The organism is Leptospira abararensis, from assembly GCF_016918735.1.
Lineage (GTDB): Bacteria > Spirochaetota > Leptospiria > Leptospirales > Leptospiraceae > Leptospira_A > Leptospira_A abararensis.
On sequence record NZ_JAFFPR010000050.1, the window covers coordinates 293,161 to 316,613 of the forward strand.

The window sequence follows — 23,453 nt, forward strand, 5'->3', positions numbered from 1 at the left end:
GTTCGAAAGGAAAAGCAAAAAAGGTTGAATTGGAGTTTTGGTATGATGGAATGAAAGAATTCCTATGAATTTATCCATTCGATTCCTATTTACAGCGACTTTCTTTCTATTTTTGGCTATGTTTTGCTCTCCAAAGGAACTTCCTTCGGATGCAGAAATTCGGGCAGCGGTTTACGGAAAAGATGCGGGACAAGCCGTTCGAGTTTTAGGCCAAAAGCAGATCAATTTGGATGAAACTCCCGAAATGGAAACTTTAGTCTTGTTTCAGTCAGGGACAAGTGAGGTTCTTGCGGCCTTTCGTAGAGACGGTTCTAGTTGGACCTTTCTTTGGAAATTGGAATATTTTTTACAAAACTTAGGGCCCATGTTTTATGATGGCAAACTGAAATCTTGGGTTTCGGGGTCTGCTCCAGGAAAAGAAAAAGTTACTTTTGCTGGGGATTGTCTTCGCCGGATTGTTGTTGCAGAACTTCCTGGAGATAATTTTAATTCTGTCTTTATCGAAGTACTCGCCGAAGAACCACCGTTAGGTTTATTTTCTGTTCCTATGGGATATCGTAAAGGCAAAAAAATTTGGGATGGTTTTCAACTCAAAGAACATGAAGAGTTAAAAAGAAGTAAACGTGTAGACTTTGAATACAGTGCCAAGGACAAATCTTTTCGTATTTTCCCAACCAATCCAAATTATTCCCAAGAGTTTGTGTATAATGGCTGGGAGATGTTAGCAAACCTTCCTATGCAACCAGTGCCTTCCTTTGTATCTCTAGAAGTGACTCCGAAATTTGAAATTGGTAAAGAATCCCAAGTGACTTTGCAACTTAAGAATCGCGGAAACTATGTGAGTTTGACTTATCTTTCTTTGTCTTTTCCGGAAGCAGGAAGTGTTCGGTTGGCAGGAGAGACCCAAGGAGTTAGGATTTATAAAAAAGGAGATATTGTTTACAATATTGTTTCTAATAAAAAAGTTCCTGCAGAATATCCTTTGTTAGAAGTTACGAAAGAAGGTTGGGCAAATAATTTTCGTTATGGAATTAAGTTTTATTACACTCCGAAAGAATCTGTGACACCAAAAATATTATTCCGTTCCACTTATAAATTTTATCATGAAATAGTTTCTATTCCCAATCAGTTTTCCATTGCTCCGTTTGAACGTGACCAACAAGGATTTCCTTCCTATCTTTTGGGAGCACCAACTAACTAAACGGAAATGAAACACCAATTGACGGAAGAAGTCAAACTAGCAAGAAGAGAGATTGTTCGTGTCCAGGTGGATCGATTTCATCTTTATTATTATGATTTTTTCCATCGCAAAGAGACAATAGAGATGGCAAAGTTCTTCTTTGAAACTGTTTATAATTTAGATGGAAAAGAAGAATGGGAGACATTAGCTTTCACTACCTATGATAAAGTCAAAAACATGATGAAAGAAGGTACAAGAGAAAGTGTCGAACGACTTATGGAACTCAATACCATCACTGATGATCTAGACATTGAAATGGCCAAACTTCTTATTTCGAAGGGTTGGCAACTTGGAAAAGAAATAGATCAGGAAGAATATTTTGCACTTTTTTGTGAGTTGGATCGAAGGGAAATTCGAAAAAAACAATTAGAAGTTGTACTCTTCAATCTTAAAAAATTCTATGAGTTGGCGCACAAACCGGTGAGTGCTTATATTATCAAACCTGCTGCTATGATGTCTCGTTTACTTGGAGTTTACCCCCTTTTTAAAAAAGTAGAACAGGGGTACTATGCCACTTTACCTGTCGGCCAAGATTTATTTAATGAGTTCTATGCGAAAGTAAAGGAAAAGGAATGGGAATTTTTGTATAAAGCCTTCCCAACTCTCAAAGAGGAAATATGAGAAGACGCTCCCGATTTGTATCAAAAGAAGAAGAACATATCGAGGCTCATGATCGTTGGTTATTGACATATGCCGATATGATCACGTTGTTGCTTGGACTTTTTATTATACTATATGCGATCAGCAAAGTTGATGCGAATCGCCTAACAGAAGTAGCAAAAGATATTAAACGAGGTTTTGGCTTGAACGTAAGTTCGGTTGGTGCCATTTTAGAAGGTGGTTCGGGAATTTTAGAAGACGATACTATGGAACCAAAGTCACAAGTGTTTCGACTTTGGGAACGGATTGGTTTTGCTCTAAAGGCACTTCGGGAAAAAACAAAGTTAAAGCTCGGTCTTGCCGAAACAGAAGAACTCAAATTGACTTTCGCTGGTTCTGATTTGGCTTCGGATGATATTTTGAAAGCAGATCCAGATCTTAAATTTGCTTTTGAACAATTGGCTGTATTATCTAAAGGAATGGATATTGACATTGTCGTTCGAGTGCAAATTCCCTATGAATCACAAATTGATAAATCGAAATTTCAAAACTCATGGGATTATCATTCCCATCGGGCTTCATTACTGGCTGAAAAATTAGTTAATGAATATGGCATTCCGAAAGAACAAATATCTGTCCAAGGTTATGCGGTTTTTCAAAAAACAAAAGAATCAGACACGCCAGAAAAAAAAGCCAAAGAAGAACGAATCGAAATTCTCATCCGTAAAAAAGATACATTAGAAAATTCGAAATAATGAAAGGAACAATATTAGAAAGATATGAACTTACAAAATAGACTTGATTCAATTTCTGGAGGAAATAGTCGAGATTCGTATATTATCCTTTTTTTTGGGTATAAACTCAATATGCTTAACACACACACACTTTTTGAAAATATGTATAATACATTTAAAACGAGTGGTTTACGGGGAATTAAAGTTGTCGCTGCGAATATATGCAATTCGGATATCACTCGCTATCTGGGGAATAAACGCACTGCAATAATAATCCGAGTTGTTTCTGTTTTTAAACGAATTGCGGTTATAATCCAAAATTTACATTTATCAGTTACTATAATAAACTTGAAACAAGGAGTTCCCATCATTCTAGTTACACTTGTTTTTCTTTCTATTGTATCTTGTAAAAAAGACAAAGGCATGCTGAACTTGGAATGGCAAAATGAATCTTTGAGTTTAACAGCCGAGATTTGTACAAAGTATAGAGAATGTGCAGACAAAGAATGGAAATCTATCCCCGACAACCTGAAAAAATTTACCGAAGGAAGGTTGGAGGAAACACAATGCCAGAAAAGGTTTCGTGAAAGCAATGCGTACAAACTGATCGGAGCCGATCCTTTGGCTATACAAACGGCATATAAAGAGTGCTATTCTCAAGTGTTAAAGTTTAGCTGTAAGGATTTACAAAAAGGAAAACTGGATGCAGAACCTTCTTGTATAGCATTTCAAAAGATCCAGAACGGAAATTAGATTTTAGTAAATTCTGATTTTGGGAGAAGGGAAATTTTTTATCCCTTGGGATTATTCCAGCTACTTGTGATAAGTTATGCGCAGTTCGTTTATAATACGAGATAGAAATATGGTTAGGAAAGAAGGACGGAGAAAAAGCGCATTGCGTTTACTATCCGCATAGTTTTAGGAAATATCTGTAATGCGCCTATAAACAGCCCAGGGATTGGGTGGGGTTAACCGGTATACGTATATAGCCCCGTTGAAGAGAATTCGAAGCAATAACCTCAATAGAGATATCACTCGCACGAATACCTATAAAATCAATTGTATATGAAACGCCAAATGAAACTTATAAAGAAAAATCCTCTGTTTTATGTATAAAAAGTTTCTAATCATATTCGTTGTTTTGGTTTTTAATTGCACTACTTTCGTTCTATCTCCAGGAGTTTCTTCCGATTCGGAACTACCGCTGATCGAAGTGATTTCTTCTTATCCAGACAAAGAATTTAAACTTTCAGCCTTTCTATTATCTGGACAAAATTTAGAATTAGCACTCTACGATTTAAATAATTTTACGAACCACAATCCAGATTTTACTAAAAATTTAAAGGACATTGTGAAAAAAATCTATAACTCTAATTTTGTGATTCTCCTTGAAGTGTCACCTGTAAAGAAAAATACAAGATTAGATGAGTTAATCAATGTTCAATTCTATAGCAGTGATTGTAATACTTTCTTTTATGAAATTTACAGGTATGACTACATACAGTTTTATTCAAAATATAGAATAGGACAAAGAGAAATTACTTACCCTACGTTTCCTCATGAAAAATATCAATTCGAATTAGAACCTAAGTTGGCTCACGTAGATATAAAAGATTTACCAAGAAAAAGAATCCTATTATACTCAGATGAAAGTTGTTCCATGAATCAATTGAAGTCGATTCATTTCAAAATGGGTCCTGATCAAATTAATTCTTACTCAATCCTTTTAAAGCCTAGGGTCTAATCTTTAAAGATATATTATATGTATAATCCAGTTAAAGATGGCATTAAAAAAACAGTACAATACGTACAATATAGCGAGGCGATACCGCCAAGTGATTTGGTTGGACTAGTGCATAGTTTCTGGGAACTGAAGACGAATACTGTTTTGGGTGACGATTTTTTTCTTCACGTCTTACCTGACGCCTGTATCAATATCTTATTCAATTTAAGTGACCCAAAAATTGCGGCGATTACAGCAAGACATACCACTTATGTTGAGCTGAATCTTGGAAAATCCTTTCATTACGTTGGCATTCAGTTTCTACCCGGTATGTGGCAAGGCAATCGTAATGAAATAGTACATGGGTTTGTAGATACTCCCTATAAAGGAAACTTACCTCTCCCGGAAACAGCAACTAAACTGACTCAGTTGGATTTCTCTGCTGGACAGTTAGTTTTATCGGAATTAGTACGACAGCTAGTCGAAAAGAATTTAGTTGTAAACAATGTGGTAACTACAAGGATACTGGCTGATATCGAAGTCATTGATACAGTGACTGATATGGCAGCTTCCGCAAATCTGTCCCCTCGCCAATTGCAACGAACGCTAAAAAAAAAACGGGATTTTCTCCGCACGACTTTCTTAAGGTTTTGCGACTGCAACAATCTTTCAGAGGGCATTATCTAGAGTCCTATGTCGACCAGTCTCATTTTATTCACTCCTTTCGTAAGATCACTGGTTACACCCCCGCAGAATATTTTAAAAATTTTAATGTCTGATATATACAATACAAACTAAATTTCAACTGCTATAGTTTCTTAAGATGTTAGAGATAACATTTTAAGGAGAAATATTTATGGTTACAATGAATGCAATTGGATGGTTTGACATCTACGTTAACGATATAAATCGTGCTACCACATTTTATGAGAAAGTATTTCATCAAAAACTTGAGAAAATGGGTGATCCGACAGGGGAAACAAAGATGATGAGCTTCCCCGCAAATATGAAGTTATATGGTGCAGCAGGTGCCTTGGTAAAGTCAGATCATTCAAGTCCAGGAGTCGGTGGTATGATGGTTTACTTTAATGTAGAAGACTGTTCAGTAGAAGAATCAAGAGTTGTAGCTGCTGGTGGAAAAATTGTCCGATCAAAGTTTTCGATTGGAGAATTCGGTTGGGTGACTATTTGTGAAGATTCAGAAGGAAATTTATTTGGTCTTAGTTCCATGAAATAACCCTTTAGATTTAGGATTGATATGGTTTGTTTATCCTTCTGAAGAAAAATATCCCATTCGAGGGATCGATGTTTCTAATCATCAAGGAAAAATTGAATGGAACTTAGTTCCTAAAAATCAAATCACATTTGTTTATATCAAATCAACAGAAGGTGGCGATTTCAAAGATAAATCGTTTCTTATTAATTGGAAGGAAGCAAAAAAAGAAGGTTTTAAAGTAGGGGCTTACCATTTTTTTACACTTTGTAAATCTGGTTCTGAACAAGCCGACAATTTCATCCAAACAGTTCCTAAGGAAATAGATTCTTTACCTCCTGTTGTTGATCTTGAATTTGTTGGAAATTGTAAAGATAGACCGAATGTAAAAAATGTGCAAAAAGAAATATCTGAATTTTTAGATAGGATTGATACTTATTATAGTGTGAAAACAATTCTCTATTTAACAAATGAATTCATTGAAAATTATCTTGGTGATGAACTCTTTCATCATCCCGTTTGGATTAGAAATATTTTTTTACATCCTAATACTTTTTCATCGGTTGATTGGGTGATCTGGCAATATAAAAATACGGCGCGAATAGATGGGATTCATGGTCCTGTGGATGTAAATGTTTTAAATGGAAATTTAGAAAGTTTAACAAGTTTGAGTAATGCAAAATAAATACTCGAACGCGTGTGAAAATTCCTTTTGGTTGTTTTGTATTTCTGACTGCAAATGGTCTTTACTGTATTTCTGATCCAGCCGTTTCATCTCTCTCGAATGCAAACGTGACAAAAAAGAATCGCGTAATTCATACCATTTGCTAATTTCTTCATAGGGTTTGGTCGCTATGAAAAGCTTTAAAATTGTCATTTTATTTCCCTTACTTTTTCTAACCGGAATCTTTCCACAAAATCTAGGACAAAGCAAAAATCCAAAGAATGAGATGGAAGTTGTTGTTGCGGTAGCGGCAAACCTTAAGAACCCCATGGAAGAGATCCGTCTTTCTTTTCAAAAACAAAATCCAGAAATCAATATAAAAAATATTTTTGGTGCTTCCGGCCAACTAACGAATCAAATACAAAATGGCGCACCGATGGATTTATTCCTTTCCGCAGATATGGATTTTCCATTGGCTCTTTATAAAGATGGTTATACTCTTTTTCCACCAAAGGTGTATGCAGAGGGAGAATTAGTCCTTCTTTCACAAAAAGAAATTGAAAAAACAAAATCCATTTCAGAACTGTTATTGAGTGAAAATATAAAATTCATCGCAATCGCCAATCCAAGAACGGCTCCCTATGGAAAGGTAGCAGTTGAGACTTTGCAAACGTTAGGTATATATGAAAAACTAAAACATAAGTTTGTATTTGGAGAAAGTATCACTCAGGTAAACCAATTCATTTCGACAGGATCGGCCGATGTTGGATTTACTTCATTTTCAACATTATATGGAAATGAAGACAAATTCCGATTTTGGTATCAAGTAGATCCAAAAACTCATTCGACAATTCAACAAGGAGTGGTTATCATTCAATCCAAAGAAGTTCGGACAGAGGAACAAAAAATAGCCATAAGTAAGTTATTTGAGTATCTTTTTTCCGCTGAGGCAAAATCAATTCTATTGAAGTATGGTTATAAAATTCCAAAAAATTAACAACTATTTGGTGATAATTTTGATTAGAAAATTCACTATCCTGGATTTGATTCTATGATCATAAGTTTCGATCCCATCTGGTTGACACTTGAGCTTGCCATTCTCACAACAATTGTTTTAACAGTGATTACAATACCCATCGGTTATTGGCTTAGTTTTTCTTCCTTTCGATATCGTTTTATCGTAGAGGCCATACTCAACTTACCACTTGTTTTACCACCAACCGTCCTTGGTTTTTACCTTCTCCTGGTTTTTAGTCCGAATCATTGGCTGGGAGGATGGATTGAGGATGTTTTTCATTTTCGCATTGCTTTTAGTTTTTTTGGAATTCTCATTGGTTCAATTCTATTCAGTTTGCCTTTCATGTTACAAGCATTACAAGTTGGGTTCTCATCGATCCCGAAAGGACATATAGAAACTGCAATGGTGCTAGGAAAATCTAAGTTTGAAATCTTATTTCGAGTCATTCTACCAAATTGTAAACAAGCAATCCTTGCTGGCATGATTTTGACATTTGCCCATACCATTGGTGAGTTTGGAGTGGTTTTGATGATTGGGGGAAGTATCCCCGGTAGAACCAAAGTTGCATCGATTGCCATTTTGGAAGAAGTGGAGGCAATGAATTATCATTCCGCACATATTTATGCCTTGGTGTTAGTTACCATTTCCATGATTGTACTTTTGATATTATTTCGTTACAAACGAAATGTTTCGATGGTGTTAGCTGGGAAAGATTAAATTGTTTAGGTATATAATTTAAAATGATAAAAATTAATATTCAAAAAAAGTTTGTCTCTCGAATCACTCAACCTATCGAATTAAACTATCAATGTGAAATTCCTTTGAATCAAATTAGTTCTCTCTTTGGAGAATCTGGAGCTGGAAAAACGACACTTTTAAAAATGCTATCGGGTTTAATGACACCTGATTTTGGTACTATTATAGTAGATGGTCAGACTTGGTTTGACTCCGAAAAAAAAATTAATCTTCCGATTGCATCGAGATCCCTTGGTTTTTTATTTCAAGACTCTGCATTGCTCGCAAACATGAATGTGCGACAAAACATAGAGTTTGCGTTTCGTAAAGGGTATGAAGACAAACCATTTTTAAAGGAACTCATATCCATTGCCGAAATCGGCGAAATTTTAAATCAAAGTATCGAAGGATTGTCTGGAGGACAAAAACAAAGAATTGCTTTGGTGCGAGCCCTTGTGCAAAAACCAAAATTTCTTTTTTTGGACGAACCATTTTCTTCTTTGGACCAAAGGATTAGAAACCAATTGTATTCAATGATCCATTCTTTGCAAAATCAATTCGAGATGACCATCCTTCTCATCACTCATGAGATTCCTGAGGTAATCAAATTATCAAAAAAAGTATTTATGGTTTCTGGAGGTCAAATTGTATCCAATGGGCATCCTATTGATATTTTTAATCCGAAAGGAAAACCCAATTCTTTAGAAGGGGAAGTGATTTGTATTGATCCATACACAAATCAGACGGCTCTATGGTTTCCCAATCCATTGGTTGTTGTGGAGCCAAAAGAAAAATTCCGTATTTTCAAGTTGGGTGATCTGGTTCAGACAAAATTATCGATTTTGAATGATGAGATTTAAATTCAGAAATGGATCATTGTATTTTAAAAATCCTGAGTTTAAAAACCCATAATTTCTTTGGGTAGGTTCAAGAATCTAGCGCACAAGCGCCCGTATTTCATTTTCAGGTGTATTCCAATTCAAAGTTTTTCTAGGTCTTTGATTGAGTAAAGTTTGAACCTTTTTGATTTGGTTTTTCTTTAGTTTTGAGAAGTCAGTTCCTTTAGGAAAGAAATCCCTGATAAGCATATTAGTATTTTCACATGTACCCCTTTCCCACGGCGAAGCAGGATGACAGAAATAAACTTTCATTTTTGTATTTTTAGTAAATAGTCTATGTTCTGCCATTTCTTTTCCTTGGTCATAAGTCATAGAAAGTTTTAATTGTTTTGGAAACTGTTTTAACTCTTGTTCAAAAGCTTTTCTGACAGATTCAGCATCCATTGCTTTCAAAGGTACTAGTATGACAGTTCTTGTGACTCTTTCTACAATAGTACCAAGAGCACTCGAATGGTTTTTACCTATTAGTAAATCGCCTTCCCAATGACCTGGAACTGACCTATCAGCAACTTCCTTTGGGCGTTCTTCAATACTGATCATATCTGGAATTTTCCCTATATTAGCCTTGATTCCGGCAGGTTTAGCTTTTTTTCCTTTTCTTCTAAGGTAAGTATTGATTTCTTTTTTAAGTTCACCTCTTGGAAGCAAATAGATAAATGTATATATAGATTGATGCGAGATATTCATATATTTTTTATTCGGAAAGGAGCGATTTATATCTTTTGATATTTGCTGCGGTGACCATTTGAGTTCAATTCGATTTTTAAACTCTATATACAACTTGTTGTTAGTTAATAATTTACTTTTTCCAAGCTTTCTAGAAGAGGCAGCCATTCTTGTTTTATACCCAGAAATAATAGCCGAGTATTGATAATATCGATCAGCTATTTTTCCTTTTTCAAGTTCCCTACCAATTGTTGAACGGTGACGACCCATTATTTCTGCAATCGCACCTTTTGAGTATCCTTGATGAATCAATATGGACAAGGTTTCCCTTTCCTTCGGACTAATTCTTGAGTATTTTGCCATATCTTCTCCGATTTATAATATCGGGATTTGTTGCATTAGATTCTTGAACCTACCTTGATATGATTGTATGTTGTCGCCAAACGTTGGTTTAGAACACCTGACTTGGCAATGGGCAATGCTCCAACACAAATGGAAGCAATGATTTTACCTTGTCGGTCAAAATGCCGAATCAACTCTAGAAATTCTGGATGATAGGCTTCTTCATAGAAACCGTATTCTTCAAATCCGCCGGGAATTGCCAAAGCTTCGAAATCATTGACTTTCATTTCGCTTAATAGATAATCCACATTGAATCTAACACCAAATGAACCTGAAACTTCTTTAGTAAATCCACAGGAGTAAAGCTTGGTTGTTTTGTCTCCATCCACAAGATTCCATCCGATGACATCAATGAAGACACTGGCTTCAAAAGATTCGAATCCTTTGGCGAGTAAGAGTAATACTTTTTTCATGGAAATTATTTTTTTGAATCAAAATGTAATGATGTTATCTTTTCCAAAGCATCATACTCCACTTTTGGAATATCTTTAATGGGGAGGATAAATCCTTCGTAACTCGAAAACATAATATAAATGTAATTTTCATTCTTAATCAAAAATTGAAAACAATCCCATAGGTAGAAGCAGTGAAAGTATTCATTGGATCGGGTGACTCCACTTTCATTAAAAATAAAATCAAAGTTACCGATTCTTGTCGGACCAGAATAAATTTCATTATTTGAAATCTTTTGACTCCATTGATTTAAGAAATAGAAGCCGATCACCGCTAGAGAAAGGAGAAAATATTTCAGGTGTTGTCTTATATTGGTATAGTCAAAAACGGTATCTAAAATCCCATAAATCACTAAAGCTCCAATGAATATAAGAACGATACTTAAGGATATCAATAGATATTTAGGAAACCTAGTCATAACAAACTTCTGGAAAATTAGGATATCCTTATTTTCTATGGAAAATTGAAATTTGTAGTCTTTCGCTTTTTTCTTTGATTTTAGAGGTTCATAATGTTTTTTCTTTAATATTTGAAGAAGAATTTTATTTTTTTCCTTAGCCAACCTGAAATATCTTTTATATAAAAAGATAGATGGAAACAGAAACAAGGCAGTTAACCAAATATTTACTGTTAAATGTTCGTTGGAATCGACTATGCTCTTTGCCATTGAGATTGTAAGGCCTAGAAAAACGGATGCTAATATAAGTGTAATTCTTTGATTCATAAATTTAGTTTAATATTTCTTTTTTTAAAGGTAACTATTGATAATTTTATTTTATAATTAATTTATTGGCAAAAACAGCTTTTGCAAAATCTGCGATTTCAAAGTCTTCTAAATTTGGAAAAATTCGTTTTAGATTATGAAAAAAAGAAAATTCATCTACTCTCATGTAATTTAAAAGAATTCGTAAACCATACAAGCTTTGAAGGAGCTCTTTTCGTTGTATCCAAATCGAATAAGATTTAATAAAAGTAATGAATGAGGCAAAGAATATTAACAATCTAAAATTTTCCTGACTTAAATTCAAAATTTTGAATAGCTTAGATTGTAAAAAGTTTCGATAGAATGGAAATTGTTCAGGAAAAAAAAGGATGGATGTAACTGAAATGAACAAAAAAAACCAACATGCAAAGTATATGTGAGAAGTTTTCGAATTAAAAAAAATTATCTCTTCATCTTCGCCAAGTTTGATATGGTTAAGAAATTTTGAAATGAACTCATGTTTATCTGCTTCTTCGTGCATAGCTTCTCCTTTTTCACAATCTTAATCGTCGACTTTGATTTATTTTCTTCCTTTAAATGGTATGATCACAAATGCGAATTTACCAAAAAGTTTTTTATATTCACCAATCACTTGATCGAATTTTCCTTCATATTAATTCATAGATTATATCTCTTGAAGATAATACTATATTCAGTTTACTTTTGGTTCTATATTGATACTCTCTAATATCAAAAAGGAATGCATAAGAATCTCTTTCCATTCTTCATCTGGAAATTTGGGATGATAGATCAGATTGATGGAGACCTTGTAAGTTTCTTTGGTTTCCTTAAAATAATAAAAGGCATTAATTTTTGTACCGAGTAATTCCCCAGGCCCGAGGAGTATCGTAGTTTTGTCCGTTTTGAAAGTAAGTAACTCCACCCATTTATTCACTTCATAGGGAGGATTTCCGAAATCGCTGGCTTTGGATTCTTCCACCAGAGTCTCATAAGTTTTGAGCGAGTCGGGTAGAATCGATACAGAAATTAATAGCGAAAAACATTCCTTTTCTTGCATGCAATCCGCTTTGAAGAAGGTAATTGGAAATTTATCTTTCATATGGATGGAGTCAGAACGTTTTGCCATTTTGGGAACAGTGATGGACATTCCTTTGACTTTCTGCACTTCCGTTGCAGAGAAATCGATCCCACGGAAAGTATCGAGACTTGCTGATTCTGTAGCAAAAATTGTTAGAATTGGAAAGGCAAGTAGCGCGATTAATTTGAATTTATTTTTCATTGTTTTCTTTATGGTTTCCTTGGATTTTTTCCCATTTCACCTAACAAACTAGACTTGGCTTTGGGTCTAGAAGTAGGTCGGTAACAAGTGTTTATATTTTATCCCAAAAAATTAAAGCAATAAAAACTTAAAAACGCATTTATTTTCTCTATAAAGTTTTAAAGTTTTACACGTATAATACTGGTTTGCTTCTGTATTCTATAAAAATGGCAAGCTTCGGTGAGATAACTCAAGGTGGAAATAATATAAACTATTTGTTTGGTATTGATATGAACCACTCGAATTCTTTTTACTGGAAAACTGGATCGAATCGTATTTGCGCAGTCAAGATTCGGTTTAGATTCTTCCGCGATAAGAGAAATACTGATTATAAGATAGGAATGATGACATTTTTCTAGATATATATTTTTCTAAAAAGTAATTATAAAAAATTATTCTCCGCTGATTTCTAATAAAAAAGCATTAATATCATCTGAGTATTTCCCGTTTTTACTCACACAATAATCATATATTTTTTTATGTTCTTTCGCATTGGCTTTGACCGACCATCTCGCTGCTGAAAAAATTAATACTTCATTTATAGAATTTTTATTCGTTTCTGTTGCTAAAATTAATTTATCTAAAAAATCTACATCGCCAGTAGCAAAAAAAGAACTCCAAAGCATATCTAGAAATACTGCATCTGTTAATGGGACTGTTTTTAAATCAATTGGATTGGTATTGGAGGATAATTTGGTTAAAACTTGTTTTAGTTCTTCGTTATTTGTGGATTTTAGAAAATTTTGAATTTCAATTTTTCCATTTTTTCCACCAGCAAGATACATGGAATGTGCAAAATTATAAATGTCATCATTGGATAAAGGCGTTAGATTTTTAAACCAAATAGGTATTTGTTCATCATTTGTTCTAAAAATTTCTGCGAAAAACGGGACAAAATGTCTCTCTAAATCTTTATTTTCATTTAGTTTCTGATCCCGAATGTACTTCATTGCTTTGGGAACTAATTCTAAATTAGGATTTGTATAATAGTACTTTAAAAAAATATTCAAATCATTTGCCGAAGATATTTTATTTAAAGTAAGAACCTTTGATTCTTCTGCAAACAATGATAAACTCATGCCATAAATGAATATAATTGATAATAAAGCTTTTTTCATATATACCTACTAAATCATCTCTTTGTATGATTTTGCGGAAGAGTATCTAACTATTGAATCATCTGTAAATATATTTCAGAAAAATGAAAATACATTGGATGGTTTTTTTGATAATAGTTCACCTTTTTACACAAACTGAGTCAGTTGCTGTTTTTTAGCACCTAAGATGGTGAAGAGAGACAATCCCCTAAATTGATTTTGCTAATATACCTAACTCAGCTCTTGAAGAAATTCAAGTTTTTTGCATTACTGGAGACCACTCTTAAACCTTTGAGGTAGTGTCCCGGTGTGGCTCGAAAGAATGTCACACGGAGTGGATCGTATAAAAAAAGGAAAACAAAGAAGACATACTGAGCAATCCTTCCATCGGCGTTGAAGAATAAGATGATTTTCGCAGAGATAAAAATAATCAAAAGGAAGAATATCGCATCATAAATCATCGCCATGTAACGGTCGCTCAGGGAGGCTGCTGCGGAGCTAAGATCATTCGTTGGGGTTGGGGAGGTGGTCATTGGTTTTGAGTCCTAGTGTGTAGGCTTGTTTGAATTAACTAAATCATAAAATTTGTGATTCAATGTGCTTGAATCACAAATTGGGTTGGTTATTTAGTTGGAACAAAGTTGATTATATGCGTTGTTAGCATTTTGATAACCAAGTTCTGAGGCTTTTTTTAAATCAGAACATCCTTTCTTTTGGTATTCTTCGCCTTCCTTTAAGATTGTTAATAGAATGACTCCTCGGTTGTAGAATGAAAAAGCATTTTGGTTATCTAGATTAATTATTTGTGTAAACGATTCATATGCTTTTTTGAATTCTTTTTTTTTGGAAAAAATGACTGCAGTTTCTACAAGCGCCTCGACCCATTCCGGATCGCGGGATAAACATTTTTCAAAATCTTCCAGTGCCTTATCGAGCATATTCAGTTTGTTAAGAGATTTTCCTCTATAAAAGTATGAATTAATATATTTGGGATTAATTTTTATCGCATTATCTAGGGAATTTACCGCTTTATCAAATTCTTTTAAATAAAATAAGGTATACCCTTTTTTAAAGTGGAGTTGATCAGAATTTGGTTCCAAAGTTAATGCTAAATCGAAATCTTGAATTGCTTCATTGTATTCATTTAGATTTACTTTGATCCAACCACGAATATCTATTGTATTTGCATTGTTAGGATTCAGTTTTATAGCGTTATCACAGTGTTGAATTGCTAACTTGAATTGTTTTTGGTTATAAGCATTTACACAAGTGTCTAATTCATTTTTTGATTGGTCATTGTTTGTTGTCTGACTGTATACCGGAATTCCAAAAAGAATCAGCACTAATAAGATTTTTTTCATTTTTATATCCTAAATAAATTTAATGGCGATTGTATTTTATAGAGTAACAATGTTAAGCTGAGGAGAATCGCCATCCCACCACCATTCCCTCAAATGATTGCAATCAAACTATCGTTACCCTATCCCCCACCGGATCACTACCGCCGCAAGTCCTCCACCCACTAACGGAACCACTACGGGAAGCCAGGCATATTTCCAATTCGATTTTCCTTTATTAGGAATTGGTAATAGCGAATGGATGATCCTTGGACCAAGATCGCGGGCGGGGTTAATCGCATAACCAGTGGTTCCACCCATAGAAAGTCCAATGGCCCAAACCAGTAGACCTACGAAACCGGTTCCAACAACGCCTGTGGCACCACCGTTAAACGGGGAAAAGATGGCGTGGATTCCGAGAATCAAAAGAAAGGTTCCTAATCCTTCACTGATCACATTGGAGAGCGTGTGTTCGATGGCAGGTTCTGTAGAGAAAACCGCTAATATCTTTCCTGGGTCTTTGGTTTCTTTCCAATGAGGAAGGTAGTGTAAATAAACGAGTGTAGCACCAAGGGCAGCACCGCCGATCTGGGCTAGGCTATAGGGAAGGAAAATGGAGAAATCTCCTGATTGGATGCAAACAGAGAGGGTCACAGCAGGATTTAAATGAGCGCCGGGACTCCCTAAGGCTTTCGCTACCAAAACTCCAAAACAAACAGCGAGAGCCCAAGCTGTGGTGATGGTGATCCAACCGCCGTCCTTGGCCTTTGATTTTTCTAATAAAACACCGGCAACAACACCATCACCGAGTAGAATGAGAACAGCAGTTCCAAAAAATTCTCCAACAAGTTCCAAATGGGCCCCCTATGGCTTTTCGTAGGACTTTATCTAAAGGGACATAGCACCTTCCGCAACCTTTTTTGGAAGGCCATCCTTCCAATTTATTCTAGGATTTTCCGTTCAATCATAAATCGTGGGAAAATAGACCATGAAAAATAGCGCGCTTGAGTATCACTCTAGGTTTCCGAAAGGAAAAACCAAAGTAGTTCCGACTAAACCAACGGAGAACAGTTATGACCTGTCCTTGGCCTACTCACCGGGCGTCGCTTACCCTTGCCTCGAAATCGAAAAACAACCAGATCTCGTTTATGAATACACTAACCGAGGAAATTTAGTTGGAATTATCACCAATGGAACTGCTATTTTAGGTCTTGGTAATATTGGAGCTTCGGCTGGAAAACCAGTGATGGAAGGAAAGGCAGTTTTATTCAAAAAATTTGCTGGAATCGATGTGTTTGATATCGAAATCAATGAAACCGATCCGGAAAAATTTATAACAATTGTTAAGGCCCTCGAACCAACGTTTGGTGGTATCAACTTGGAAGACATCCGTGCTCCGGAATGTTTCCATATTGAAAAAACTTTAGATGAAAGTATGAAAATCCCTGTATTTCATGATGACCAACATGGAACGGCAATTATCTCTACTGCTGCACTTCTGAACTCGCTTGAGATCACTGGTAAAAAAGCAGGCGATTTAAAAGTTGTCATTAATGGGGCGGGAGCTGCTGCGATTTCCATCGCCGAGATGTTAACTCATATTGGAGTCAAACACGAATTCATTTATATGTTGGATTCACGCGGCGTGATCAATCACAAAAGAACTAACTTACATGAAACAAAGTTACCTTTTGTTCGCACAACTGACGCAGAAACTCTAGAAGATATTTTTCCGGGAACCGATCTTTTTATTGGAGTCTCTGTTGCCAATGTAGTGACAGAAGCCATGGTAAAGACGATGGCTGAAAAACCCATTATGTTCGCTCTTTCCAATCCTGATCCAGAGATTCCTTATCCTGATGCCAAACGTGCAAGACCAGATCTCATTATGGCAACGGGTCGCAGCGATTATCCTAACCAAGTGAATAATGTCCTTGGATTTCCGTTTATTTTTCGTGGGGCACTTGATGTTCGTGCTAAAGTAGTGAATATGGAAATGAAGTTAGCTGCGGCGTATGCACTGAGTGAGCTCACAAAACTTCCTGTTCCTACAGAAGTCAATGAAGCATACAATGAATTGGAAATCCGATTTGGTGCCGATTATATCATTCCCAAACCTTTAGATTCACGTGTTCTTTACCATGTGGCACCCGCAGTGGCAGAAGCTGCCGTGAAAACGGGTGTAAACCAAGTAGAATATCCTGGACGAGAGGCTTATGTGAAATTTTTGGAATCGATCATGGCCCAACAAAAAGAACCAATCAGCGTTTTGGAAATCTAAAAAAAATCGTTTTTCCCCTAGAAAAAGTACTTGTCTAAATTTGTGCAACGCACATAACTGTGTTGTGCATTGCACAAATAGGTGAAAACCAGGAGCTAAATTATGGAAAAACAAATCATGGACATTCTCAACGCAGGTATCGGACTTTTCCAATCAGGAAAAGAAGGTCTTGGGAAAGCAAAAACTCAGTTGGAAACAACTTATAATGAATTAGTATCAAAAGGTGCTTTGGATAACACGGAAGACTCTGTAAAGATTCGCCAATCCGTTGACAAAATCCTAACAGACATTAAAGAATTCTCTAGTGTTGCTGGAAAAAACTACGATGAAACTCGTTCTAAAATCGTAGAAAACTACAACAAAATTGCTGAAGAAATCAAAGCAAAAATGCCTGAAGGAAAAATTGAATCCGTAAAAGCAAAAATCAATGAAGTTGCGGAATCTATCAAAAAAACAGGTGCTGCAAAAGCATAAGTTCACTTTATAAAAAAGAGGTCGGGTTTTCCGACCTTTTTCTTTTTTCTCTTCCTTCTTTCAAACTCTATCTTTTAGATCTTTCTTATCGTCACTTCCGGTTCCATCAAACTCACTCCACTCCCGTCAGATCAAATCGTAATCACTCACTTCACTCTTACCAGATCAACTCATTTCCATCCAATTCCCTTTTTGATTGATGATTGTTTACAAACATTCGTTTGTTTTAGTTTGCAATTGACAGACCATTCTTTTTGATTCATTCTGGAACCAATGTTTCGTTCCAGTGTTTTAATCATTTGTTTATTTTTCGTTTTTATCTCTTGTTCCCTAGCTGACCTACGCCCTCCCACCTTACAAAATGAAGGTTTGAATCTTAATTTAAAGAAAAAAGGATTGTCGGTAATTACAAGTCCTCCTGTGAAAGAACTCACTCCAGGCAATTGGAAGGAATACAAACAAATCCAATTTGTCATCAAAGATGTTTGGCATTCTAAGTTTGTTCGTTTTTTTACACCGATAAGAGAGTCCGAACAACGACTCCGCGTTTATTTGGATTTTGAAAAAGATGCCATGGAAGTCGAATTTCTCGGTGGTGAGAAAAAAGGCTTCATCCTTGGTCTTGTAAAAAAAGATACTTATCAAATTGCGGCTGACACCGGTAAGGTTTTTACCGGCGATGATGAAGTTCGCGTTTATTTAGAATCTCTCAGGCTTTATCTCACACTCCCTTGGCGTCTCACCGAATATCCCATCATTCAATATGCAGGCCCGGTCCAAAAATTAGGCCAAGATTTCGAAGTGGTTTATTTTACCTCAGTCCAAGCCAATGCTACCCCGGATACAGACCAGTATGTGGGTTACTTTGAAAAAACCAGTGGCGCCTTGGAATGGATGGAATTCACCTACCGTGAACTTTTTAGTTTTTACAAAGGGGTTTTGAAGTTTGGGTATTATGAATCTTGGAACGAGAAACAATACCCAAGAAGGATTACCATTTTAGATCGATTTGAAGATTCTGATTTTGTTCACGAAATCCGAATTGAAAAGATAGAAATTCCGAAACAACCCATGGAAGAAGAGGATAAGGTTTTGGAGTTAGGCGAGTAGGTAAAATTCCTTAAGGAAACCTGAGCTATAAAAATGCAAATTTCTAGAAAATTCGATTGAATCCTTTCTGGTTATTACTTATGTTATAACTATGGAAAGTTCAGCAGTCAAAAAAACTACGATTCGGGCGATTGGGAATTCATCAGGGGCAACGATTCCAAAGGCACTCTTAGAGAAATATAATTTCCATGAAGGGGATACTGTTTTCCTTGTCGAAACGGAAAACGGCATTCTATTGTCTCCCTATGATCCTGATTTTGAATCGGCCATGGAATTTTACCAAGATGCCTCTAAAAAATTTAGAAATGCGCTAAAAGAATTAGCGAAATGAAAAGAGAACCAAAGTGGTTGAATCGAAAAATTGCGGAGGCAATCCATTTAGACCAAATCAAACAACACGGTGGTTCTTTAGGGATTCGAGATATAGGTTTACTTGAATCAGCGCTAGATCGGCCAAAGAACCAATGGCATTACAAACCTGAGTCTACAATTTTTGAACTGACTGCTTCCCTTGGAATCGGCATCGCTAAAAATCATCCATTTATGGATGGAAACAAAAGGACTTCCTTTTTGTTGATGTATGTATTTCTTGCCACTAACGGTTTCATTTTAGATACATCAGAGGAAGATGTTGTGAATGCTATGTTAAAAGTAGCGGATGGTTCCATAAAAGAAAAAGAGCTCGCAGTTTGGCTGAAACAATCATCAAAAGCTAAATAAAATAAGATAACTTTTGAATTATCTAAAAGGATAACGATCGTTAGAAGATTTTCTAATGCGAAAGGGATCGTAGCGGAAATCCTGCTTGCAGATTGCAGCGGAGAGCCCGGTCCACCACCGCTCCGGTGGTGGATTCGCCCCCAAAAGAAAAAAGATTTTTTTGGAGGTTGGGAAATTTTTAATTCAATGTAAATCGAATGGGAACGAGAACTTTTACCGTGATGGCTTTTCCTTCTAAGATAGAAGGGGAAAAACGTTTTCTACGATAAACTTTGATGGCTTCTTCTTCGAGTCCACCGCCTAACTGCTTTCCTACGGACCGAACTCGTAACACTTCTCCCGTATTTCCAATGATGACTTCTAAAGTCATAGTTCCTGTGAGACCGAGTGCTTTGGCATCAGAAGTATACTCAGGACGGACATTGGGAGATAAGTCTACAGGTGAGGTAGCACCAGATACAATCGGGTCGGAAGCACCAGCAATTCTTGGGTCTTCTTTTTTCTCTTCTTTTTCTTTGTCGGTAAGATCAAAGTCTCCATCGGTTGGTTTGGAATCAGTGGATGGTTCTTGGATTTGGACATTGTCAATGAATGCCACTTCTTCCACGAGACTATCCAAACTGTCGGTTTCCAAATGGGGAGTGAACCAAAAAAGAATGATGACGGCTTGTAAAAATGCAGATACTGCAAGACCTGTTTCGATTCGGTACCGATCGATAAATCGATGGATTCTTTCTCGTTTGGATCTTCTTGGTGTAACAACTGTTCCGTTCACGTTACTTGCCTTTTAATCCGCCACCTTGGGTGGTCTTGGTAACGAGGGAGACCTTTAGGGCCCCAATCTCTCGGAGGGTTTCGAATACACTATCTAATTCTTCGTAAGTCAAATCTTGGTCTGCATGAATTAAAACTTTCAAGTCCGGTGTGGTAGAAAGTTTAGCACGGATTTCACTCATGGCTTCGTTGAGTTCCATTTTGACTGAGTTGAAATAGACAGTTCTTTTTTCATCAGCAGTTAAGTAAAGATTGGCGATCTTTTTGTTTAACTGCTCTCCCCCAGGAACATCTGGGAGATTGATGGGAAGGTCTGGATCCGAATCCAATACGGAGGTTACCATAAAGAACACGAGAAGTAAGAAGGCAATGTCTGCCATCGAACTTACGGGAACTGAAGGTGCGACTCTCTTTCTTCGTAACATATTATTTCTTCTTTCTCACTGAGATTTTTTCAAATCCACGTAGTTGGATGGCGGATAGTGCATCCAACATCTTTGCATATTTGGTATCACCGGTTGTAACAATGAGTGCTAGTTTGTTTTTAAGATCTGGGATTTCCATTTGGTTTAGGTCATCACGAAACTCTTGCAAACTAGTGTATTCTTTGGTTCCGAAAGCCACGTTACGCATTTTATATCTGTCTTGGGTGACCAAAATTTCATATACGTTCTTACGTAAAAACGGCTGAGGTTCGGATTGTTTGCGAGGAAGAGAAATGTTAAGTCCTTCCTTTACAAAGAATACGGCAGTGACCATAAAAAATACCAAGAGTAAAAAGGCAATATCCGACATGGATGCTGCCGATATCTCCTCTAGTTCTTGTTTTTTCTTTAACTTAATCATGGTTCGTTACTTTCCGCTCGTTACGCTTTTTTTCCGGCTTTGAGTTTTAGATATTCTTTGTAAATTTTGTTCGCAGCTTCTTCTACTTCAGAAGTAAAAAATCCCACTCGGCCTTGTAAGTATTGATAGAATGTCATAGCAGGAATCGCAACGATAAGACCAGCAGCAGTTGTGATGAGCGCTTCTTTAATACCACCAGCAACCACTTTCGCATTCACTTGGTCAGCGTTTGCAATCGCATCAAAAGCGTTGATCATACCAGATACAGTTCCTAAGAATCCAACGAGAGGTGCAATGGTGGAAACAGCAGAAAGAACGGTAAGCCCTTTTTCTAAAAGTTTCATAGCCTCACCAGCTTCTCTTTCAATACCGGAAGCAAAGATCTCTGGATCGTTTTGAGAAACTTCCATACCATTTTTGATAATATCAGTAATGCGTTGGCCTTCGTTTGCTTTTAAAAATTCTTCTACACCATTCATACCGGATGCTTCAATTGCGTCTTGTAAGTCTTGGTTGAATCCTTTTCTGACAAGTTTTGCTGTGAAGAAAAAGTAGATCCTTTCTAGAATCACACCAAAAGCAACGATGGAAGAAAGTAGGAGGGGCCACATAGACCATCCACCAGTCACAAATAAACTTACGAGTCCGATTTCGGATTTCTGTTCTGGTGCTTCTTCCGCAGGAGCTTCTGCTACAGGTGCGGGAGTTTCGGTCGGAGTTTCCGTTTGTGTGGCTTCAGTTGTTGGCGCCGCAGGTGCTGTTTGTGCTTCGAGTTTTCCTGCAAGAGTAAAGATTGTGATGAGTGCGATCACAAAAGACAAAGTGACTTTCGCTTTTGTCTGGTTACATGAGAATTTCATGAATGTCTCCATATCTAATTGATATGTTTCAAATCTAGATGATCCTTGTTACAAATAGATTACAGAAGGATGACAAAGAGGGAATTTAGAATGAGGAAAAGATCTCTTTTAGTTTGGGTATCCCTTCTAAAAATAGCGCTGGGCCCGGTTGTAATATAATGCTTGGGTCCATTTCATAGATTTGGTTTTGCTTTAAGGCAGTTGTATTTTGCCATTCGGGATGGTTTCGCACCCAGTCCCAGTCCATAGCTTTCCCACACCAAGAACCGACGTAGATGTCTGGATTGGCAACTTTGACGTCTTCGGCCGTTATGATACGGTCTTTGGCCAGTTTTCTGTCTTTTAGATGGGAAAAACAATCTTCTCCACCCGCAAGTTCAATGGCTTCACTCACCCACTGGATTCCCGTGATGATGGGTTCGTCCCATTCTTGGAAAAAAACTTTGGGTTTGTGGGTTTGTTTTTCATTCTCGAGTTTCCATTCTGAAATACTCTTTTGCCAACCTTCGATCAAGGATTTGGCTTTTTCCGCCTGACCGACAAGGTTTCCGAGCATTTGCATATTGGTAAGGATCTCTGGAATGGACCTTTGGTTGAAGATAAGAACATTTAACCCGCGTTCAATGAGGTCTTTGGCAAGTTGGGATTGGATGTCGGAAAAACCAATCACGAGGTCTGGTTCGAGGGCTGTAATCTTTTTTAAGTTCCCACTGATAAAGGCAGATACTTTTGTTTTTTCTTCCTTCGCTTGCGGTGGTCTTTCGGTATAAACAGAAATTCCTACAATTCGTTTTTCTTCCCCTAAGAGATATAACATCTCTGTAGGTTCTTCGGTGAGGCAGATGATTCTTTCTGGGCCCAAAATTTAAGTTTCCAAAAACTTTGTGAGGTCAGTTTGTGAACCGAATAGAACCACCACATCCTCCTCACGAAGTACAGTGTTTCCATGGGGGATTCCTAAAATTTTTTCCGCCTTAGAATCGGAGGCTCTTTTGGCTTCTTTGTTTGTGATGGGACGTTTGATGGTAATTACATTGATATTGTACTTGTGACGTAAATCAGCTTCTGCAATGGTTTTGTTGATGTATCGTTTAGGAACTGTGACTTCCACCACACTATAATCATCGGAGAGTAAAAAACTAGAACGCATTCCTGAAAAGGATAAGGTTTCGGCCATACTCCTTGCGGCCCTTTCTTCTGGGTTAAAAAGATCTTTGATTCCCAGTAGTTCCAAAACCTTCATTTGTAATGGAGTTTGGTAACGAGCGTAAATATTTTTGACACCACATTTTTTTAAACTATCGGCACAGATAATAGAGGTTTCAAAATCATCGGCAAGGGCAATCACAGCATAATCCACATCAGCAATTCCCTGAGAGCGTAATGCATGTTCATCGGTCGCATCCAGAGCCACTGCAATAGTCACAGAATCTTTTATGGAGTCGATGATCACCGGATCTTTATCAATGGCAATGACTTCGTGCCCATCTTCAAATAGATATTGAACAAACAACTTTCCAAAACTTCCAATGCCGATGACTGCTATTTTTTTTCTTTGCATACCA

General features: G+C 36.6%; 30 protein-coding genes and 1 pseudogene. 16 read left to right on the top strand and 15 right to left on the bottom strand.

Translation table 11 applies throughout. From position 1 onward, the window contains the following. Positions 1-64 precede the first annotated feature (64 nt). From JWG40_RS15000 to JWG40_RS15050, 11 genes and pseudogenes are all read left to right on the top strand, one after another. Entirely contained in the window at positions 65-1,201 is a 1,137-nt protein-coding gene (locus JWG40_RS15000; RefSeq protein ID WP_205286577.1) for an LIC13341 family surface-exposed protein, read from the top strand. A 6-nt stretch (positions 1,202-1,207) separates the two neighbouring features. Further along, entirely contained in the window at positions 1,208-1,861 is a 654-nt protein-coding gene (locus JWG40_RS15005) for an FFLEELY motif protein (protein ID WP_205286578.1), read from the top strand. Further along, the gene (locus tag JWG40_RS15010; RefSeq protein WP_205286579.1) at positions 1,858-2,595 is read left to right on the top strand and encodes a flagellar motor protein MotB; all 738 of its coding nucleotides are present in this window, start codon (positions 1,858-1,860) and stop codon (positions 2,593-2,595) included. Before JWG40_RS15005 ends, JWG40_RS15010 begins: the two co-directional genes overlap by 4 nt. A 24-nt stretch (positions 2,596-2,619) precedes the next feature. Next, positions 2,620-3,327, top strand: coding sequence for an LA_2478/LA_2722/LA_4182 family protein (locus tag JWG40_RS19960; protein WP_232369396.1), 708 nt, complete (start codon positions 2,620-2,622; stop codon positions 3,325-3,327). Positions 3,328-3,682: 355 nt separating this feature from the next. Next, positions 3,683-4,318, top strand: coding sequence for a hypothetical protein (locus tag JWG40_RS15020; protein ID WP_205286580.1), 636 nt, complete (start codon positions 3,683-3,685; stop codon positions 4,316-4,318). Between the two features lie 18 nt (positions 4,319-4,336). Beyond that, entirely contained in the window at positions 4,337-4,984 is a 648-nt protein-coding gene (locus JWG40_RS15025; RefSeq protein ID WP_232369397.1) for a DUF6597 domain-containing transcriptional factor, read from the top strand. Between the two features lie 169 nt (positions 4,985-5,153). Then, positions 5,154-5,534, top strand: a complete 381-nt coding sequence (locus tag JWG40_RS15030) for a VOC family protein (RefSeq protein ID WP_205286581.1) — start codon at positions 5,154-5,156, stop codon at positions 5,532-5,534. Beyond that, positions 5,533-6,195: pseudogene (locus tag JWG40_RS15035) on the top strand (glycoside hydrolase family 25 protein); the annotation flags it as partial. The gene JWG40_RS15030 and the pseudogene JWG40_RS15035, both read left to right, overlap by 2 nt. A gap of 169 nt (positions 6,196-6,364) precedes the next feature. Then, a complete protein-coding gene (gene modA, locus JWG40_RS15040; RefSeq protein WP_205286583.1) occupies positions 6,365-7,171 on the top strand; it encodes a molybdate ABC transporter substrate-binding protein in 807 nt (268 codons plus the stop codon). A 54-nt stretch (positions 7,172-7,225) separates the two neighbouring features. Further along, complete coding sequence (gene modB, locus JWG40_RS15045) at positions 7,226-7,909, top strand: molybdate ABC transporter permease subunit (RefSeq protein ID WP_205286584.1); 684 nt, start codon at positions 7,226-7,228, stop codon at positions 7,907-7,909. 23 nt (positions 7,910-7,932) lie between these two features. Then, complete coding sequence (locus JWG40_RS15050) at positions 7,933-8,787, top strand: ATP-binding cassette domain-containing protein (RefSeq protein WP_205286585.1); 855 nt, start codon at positions 7,933-7,935, stop codon at positions 8,785-8,787. A 75-nt stretch (positions 8,788-8,862) separates the two neighbouring features. Here JWG40_RS15050 and JWG40_RS15055 read toward each other — a convergent pair whose 3' ends face one another. From JWG40_RS15055 to JWG40_RS15095, 9 genes are all read right to left on the bottom strand, one after another. After that, positions 8,863-9,855, bottom strand: a complete 993-nt coding sequence (locus tag JWG40_RS15055) for an IS30 family transposase (RefSeq protein WP_205286586.1) — start codon at positions 9,853-9,855, stop codon at positions 8,863-8,865. Positions 9,856-9,890: 35 nt separating this feature from the next. Next, the gene (locus tag JWG40_RS15060) at positions 9,891-10,307 is read right to left on the bottom strand and encodes a DJ-1/PfpI family protein (protein ID WP_205286587.1); all 417 of its coding nucleotides are present in this window, start codon (positions 10,305-10,307) and stop codon (positions 9,891-9,893) included. Positions 10,308-10,312: 5 nt separating this feature from the next. Continuing rightward, complete coding sequence (locus JWG40_RS15065; RefSeq protein ID WP_205286588.1) at positions 10,313-11,071, bottom strand: YcxB family protein; 759 nt, start codon at positions 11,069-11,071, stop codon at positions 10,313-10,315. Positions 11,072-11,117: 46 nt separating this feature from the next. Continuing rightward, the gene (locus JWG40_RS15070; protein WP_205286589.1) at positions 11,118-11,591 is read right to left on the bottom strand and encodes a hypothetical protein; all 474 of its coding nucleotides are present in this window, start codon (positions 11,589-11,591) and stop codon (positions 11,118-11,120) included. 171 nt (positions 11,592-11,762) lie between these two features. Further along, a complete protein-coding gene (locus tag JWG40_RS15075; RefSeq protein WP_205286590.1) occupies positions 11,763-12,350 on the bottom strand; it encodes a hypothetical protein in 588 nt (195 codons plus the stop codon). Positions 12,351-12,781: 431 nt separating this feature from the next. Continuing rightward, the gene (locus tag JWG40_RS15080; RefSeq protein WP_205286591.1) at positions 12,782-13,507 is read right to left on the bottom strand and encodes a hypothetical protein; all 726 of its coding nucleotides are present in this window, start codon (positions 13,505-13,507) and stop codon (positions 12,782-12,784) included. Between the two features lie 215 nt (positions 13,508-13,722). After that, complete coding sequence (locus JWG40_RS15085; RefSeq protein ID WP_205286592.1) at positions 13,723-14,019, bottom strand: RDD family protein; 297 nt, start codon at positions 14,017-14,019, stop codon at positions 13,723-13,725. A 93-nt stretch (positions 14,020-14,112) separates the two neighbouring features. Next, positions 14,113-14,847 (bottom strand): tetratricopeptide repeat protein, encoded by a 735-nt coding sequence (locus tag JWG40_RS15090; RefSeq protein WP_205286593.1) that lies wholly within the window; start codon positions 14,845-14,847, stop codon positions 14,113-14,115. Between the two features lie 114 nt (positions 14,848-14,961). Beyond that, complete coding sequence (locus JWG40_RS15095) at positions 14,962-15,678, bottom strand: MIP/aquaporin family protein (protein ID WP_205286594.1); 717 nt, start codon at positions 15,676-15,678, stop codon at positions 14,962-14,964. A 133-nt stretch (positions 15,679-15,811) separates the two neighbouring features. On the opposite strand from JWG40_RS15095, the gene JWG40_RS15100 reads away from it, so the two are divergent. The 5 genes from JWG40_RS15100 to JWG40_RS15120 all read left to right on the top strand — a co-directional run bounded on the left by JWG40_RS15100 (position 15,812) and on the right by JWG40_RS15120 (position 19,408). Beyond that, entirely contained in the window at positions 15,812-17,104 is a 1,293-nt protein-coding gene (locus tag JWG40_RS15100) for a malic enzyme-like NAD(P)-binding protein (RefSeq protein ID WP_205286595.1), read from the top strand. Between the two features lie 102 nt (positions 17,105-17,206). After that, positions 17,207-17,578 (top strand): phasin-related domain-containing protein, encoded by a 372-nt coding sequence (locus JWG40_RS15105; RefSeq protein ID WP_002972640.1) that lies wholly within the window; start codon positions 17,207-17,209, stop codon positions 17,576-17,578. 273 nt (positions 17,579-17,851) lie between these two features. After that, on the top strand, positions 17,852-18,688 hold the full coding sequence (locus tag JWG40_RS15110; protein ID WP_205286596.1) for an LBF_0142 family lipoprotein: 837 nt from the start codon (positions 17,852-17,854) through the stop codon (positions 18,686-18,688). A 91-nt stretch (positions 18,689-18,779) separates the two neighbouring features. Next, positions 18,780-19,019 carry an AbrB/MazE/SpoVT family DNA-binding domain-containing protein gene (locus JWG40_RS15115; protein ID WP_205286597.1) on the top strand — a complete coding sequence of 80 codons (240 nt, stop codon included), beginning with the start codon at positions 18,780-18,782 and terminating at the stop codon, positions 19,017-19,019. Further along, positions 19,016-19,408 (top strand): type II toxin-antitoxin system death-on-curing family toxin, encoded by a 393-nt coding sequence (locus tag JWG40_RS15120; protein WP_205286598.1) that lies wholly within the window; start codon positions 19,016-19,018, stop codon positions 19,406-19,408. The genes JWG40_RS15115 and JWG40_RS15120 overlap by 4 nt, the downstream gene beginning before the upstream one ends. Before the next feature lie 178 nt (positions 19,409-19,586). Here JWG40_RS15120 and JWG40_RS15125 read toward each other — a convergent pair whose 3' ends face one another. From JWG40_RS15125 to JWG40_RS15150, 6 genes are all read right to left on the bottom strand, one after another. After that, positions 19,587-20,183 (bottom strand): energy transducer TonB, encoded by a 597-nt coding sequence (locus JWG40_RS15125; RefSeq protein ID WP_205286599.1) that lies wholly within the window; start codon positions 20,181-20,183, stop codon positions 19,587-19,589. A 1-nt stretch (position 20,184) separates the two neighbouring features. Further along, entirely contained in the window at positions 20,185-20,607 is a 423-nt protein-coding gene (locus tag JWG40_RS15130; RefSeq protein WP_002972391.1) for an ExbD/TolR family protein, read from the bottom strand. Position 20,608: 1 nt separating this feature from the next. Beyond that, positions 20,609-21,028: an ExbD/TolR family protein gene (locus JWG40_RS15135; RefSeq protein ID WP_205286600.1), complete on the bottom strand. Its 420-nt coding sequence runs from the start codon at positions 21,026-21,028 to the stop codon at positions 20,609-20,611. 20 nt (positions 21,029-21,048) lie between these two features. Beyond that, a complete protein-coding gene (locus JWG40_RS15140) occupies positions 21,049-21,888 on the bottom strand; it encodes a MotA/TolQ/ExbB proton channel family protein (RefSeq protein ID WP_205286601.1) in 840 nt (279 codons plus the stop codon). An 85-nt stretch (positions 21,889-21,973) separates the two neighbouring features. After that, positions 21,974-22,753: a cobalamin-binding protein gene (locus tag JWG40_RS15145; RefSeq protein ID WP_205286673.1), complete on the bottom strand. Its 780-nt coding sequence runs from the start codon at positions 22,751-22,753 to the stop codon at positions 21,974-21,976. Beyond that, positions 22,754-23,449 (bottom strand): potassium channel family protein, encoded by a 696-nt coding sequence (locus tag JWG40_RS15150; protein WP_205286602.1) that lies wholly within the window; start codon positions 23,447-23,449, stop codon positions 22,754-22,756. It abuts the gene before it with no gap. Positions 23,450-23,453: the final 4 nt, after the last annotated feature.

Bases quoted from the DNA above. Each gene is read 5' to 3' on its own strand.
- JWG40_RS15050 (WP_205286585.1), top strand. From the start codon at position 7,933: ATGATAAAAATTAATATTCAAAAAAAGTTTGTCTCTCGAATCACTCAA.
- JWG40_RS15020 (WP_205286580.1), top strand. From the start codon at position 3,683: ATGTATAAAAAGTTTCTAATCATATTCGTTGTTTTGGTTTTTAATTGC.
- JWG40_RS15030 (WP_205286581.1), top strand. From the start codon at position 5,154: ATGGTTACAATGAATGCAATTGGATGGTTTGACATCTACGTTAACGAT.
- JWG40_RS15105 (WP_002972640.1), top strand. From the start codon at position 17,207: ATGGAAAAACAAATCATGGACATTCTCAACGCAGGTATCGGACTTTTC.
- JWG40_RS15110 (WP_205286596.1), top strand. From the start codon at position 17,852: ATGTTTCGTTCCAGTGTTTTAATCATTTGTTTATTTTTCGTTTTTATC.
- JWG40_RS15025 (WP_232369397.1), top strand. From the start codon at position 4,337: ATGTATAATCCAGTTAAAGATGGCATTAAAAAAACAGTACAATACGTA.
- JWG40_RS15080 (WP_205286591.1), bottom strand. From the start codon at position 13,507: ATGAAAAAAGCTTTATTATCAATTATATTCATTTATGGCATGAGTTTA.
- JWG40_RS15010 (WP_205286579.1), top strand. From the start codon at position 1,858: ATGAGAAGACGCTCCCGATTTGTATCAAAAGAAGAAGAACATATCGAG.
- modA (WP_205286583.1), top strand. From the start codon at position 6,365: ATGAAAAGCTTTAAAATTGTCATTTTATTTCCCTTACTTTTTCTAACC.
- JWG40_RS15065 (WP_205286588.1), bottom strand. From the start codon at position 11,071: ATGAATCAAAGAATTACACTTATATTAGCATCCGTTTTTCTAGGCCTT.
- modB (WP_205286584.1), top strand. From the start codon at position 7,226: ATGATCATAAGTTTCGATCCCATCTGGTTGACACTTGAGCTTGCCATT.
- JWG40_RS15140 (WP_205286601.1), bottom strand. From the start codon at position 21,888: ATGAAATTCTCATGTAACCAGACAAAAGCGAAAGTCACTTTGTCTTTT.
- JWG40_RS15090 (WP_205286593.1), bottom strand. From the start codon at position 14,847: ATGAAAAAAATCTTATTAGTGCTGATTCTTTTTGGAATTCCGGTATAC.
- JWG40_RS19960 (WP_232369396.1), top strand. From the start codon at position 2,620: ATGAACTTACAAAATAGACTTGATTCAATTTCTGGAGGAAATAGTCGA.
- JWG40_RS15070 (WP_205286589.1), bottom strand. From the start codon at position 11,591: ATGCACGAAGAAGCAGATAAACATGAGTTCATTTCAAAATTTCTTAAC.
- JWG40_RS15055 (WP_205286586.1), bottom strand. From the start codon at position 9,855: ATGGCAAAATACTCAAGAATTAGTCCGAAGGAAAGGGAAACCTTGTCC.
- JWG40_RS15085 (WP_205286592.1), bottom strand. From the start codon at position 14,019: ATGACCACCTCCCCAACCCCAACGAATGATCTTAGCTCCGCAGCAGCC.
- JWG40_RS15120 (WP_205286598.1), top strand. From the start codon at position 19,016: ATGAAAAGAGAACCAAAGTGGTTGAATCGAAAAATTGCGGAGGCAATC.
- JWG40_RS15060 (WP_205286587.1), bottom strand. From the start codon at position 10,307: ATGAAAAAAGTATTACTCTTACTCGCCAAAGGATTCGAATCTTTTGAA.
- JWG40_RS15115 (WP_205286597.1), top strand. From the start codon at position 18,780: ATGGAAAGTTCAGCAGTCAAAAAAACTACGATTCGGGCGATTGGGAAT.
- JWG40_RS15000 (WP_205286577.1), top strand. From the start codon at position 65: ATGAATTTATCCATTCGATTCCTATTTACAGCGACTTTCTTTCTATTT.
- JWG40_RS15135 (WP_205286600.1), bottom strand. From the start codon at position 21,028: ATGATTAAGTTAAAGAAAAAACAAGAACTAGAGGAGATATCGGCAGCA.
- JWG40_RS15130 (WP_002972391.1), bottom strand. From the start codon at position 20,607: ATGTTACGAAGAAAGAGAGTCGCACCTTCAGTTCCCGTAAGTTCGATG.
- JWG40_RS15005 (WP_205286578.1), top strand. From the start codon at position 1,208: ATGAAACACCAATTGACGGAAGAAGTCAAACTAGCAAGAAGAGAGATT.
- JWG40_RS15100 (WP_205286595.1), top strand. From the start codon at position 15,812: ATGAAAAATAGCGCGCTTGAGTATCACTCTAGGTTTCCGAAAGGAAAA.
- JWG40_RS15150 (WP_205286602.1), bottom strand. From the start codon at position 23,449: ATGCAAAGAAAAAAAATAGCAGTCATCGGCATTGGAAGTTTTGGAAAG.
- JWG40_RS15075 (WP_205286590.1), bottom strand. From the start codon at position 12,350: ATGAAAAATAAATTCAAATTAATCGCGCTACTTGCCTTTCCAATTCTA.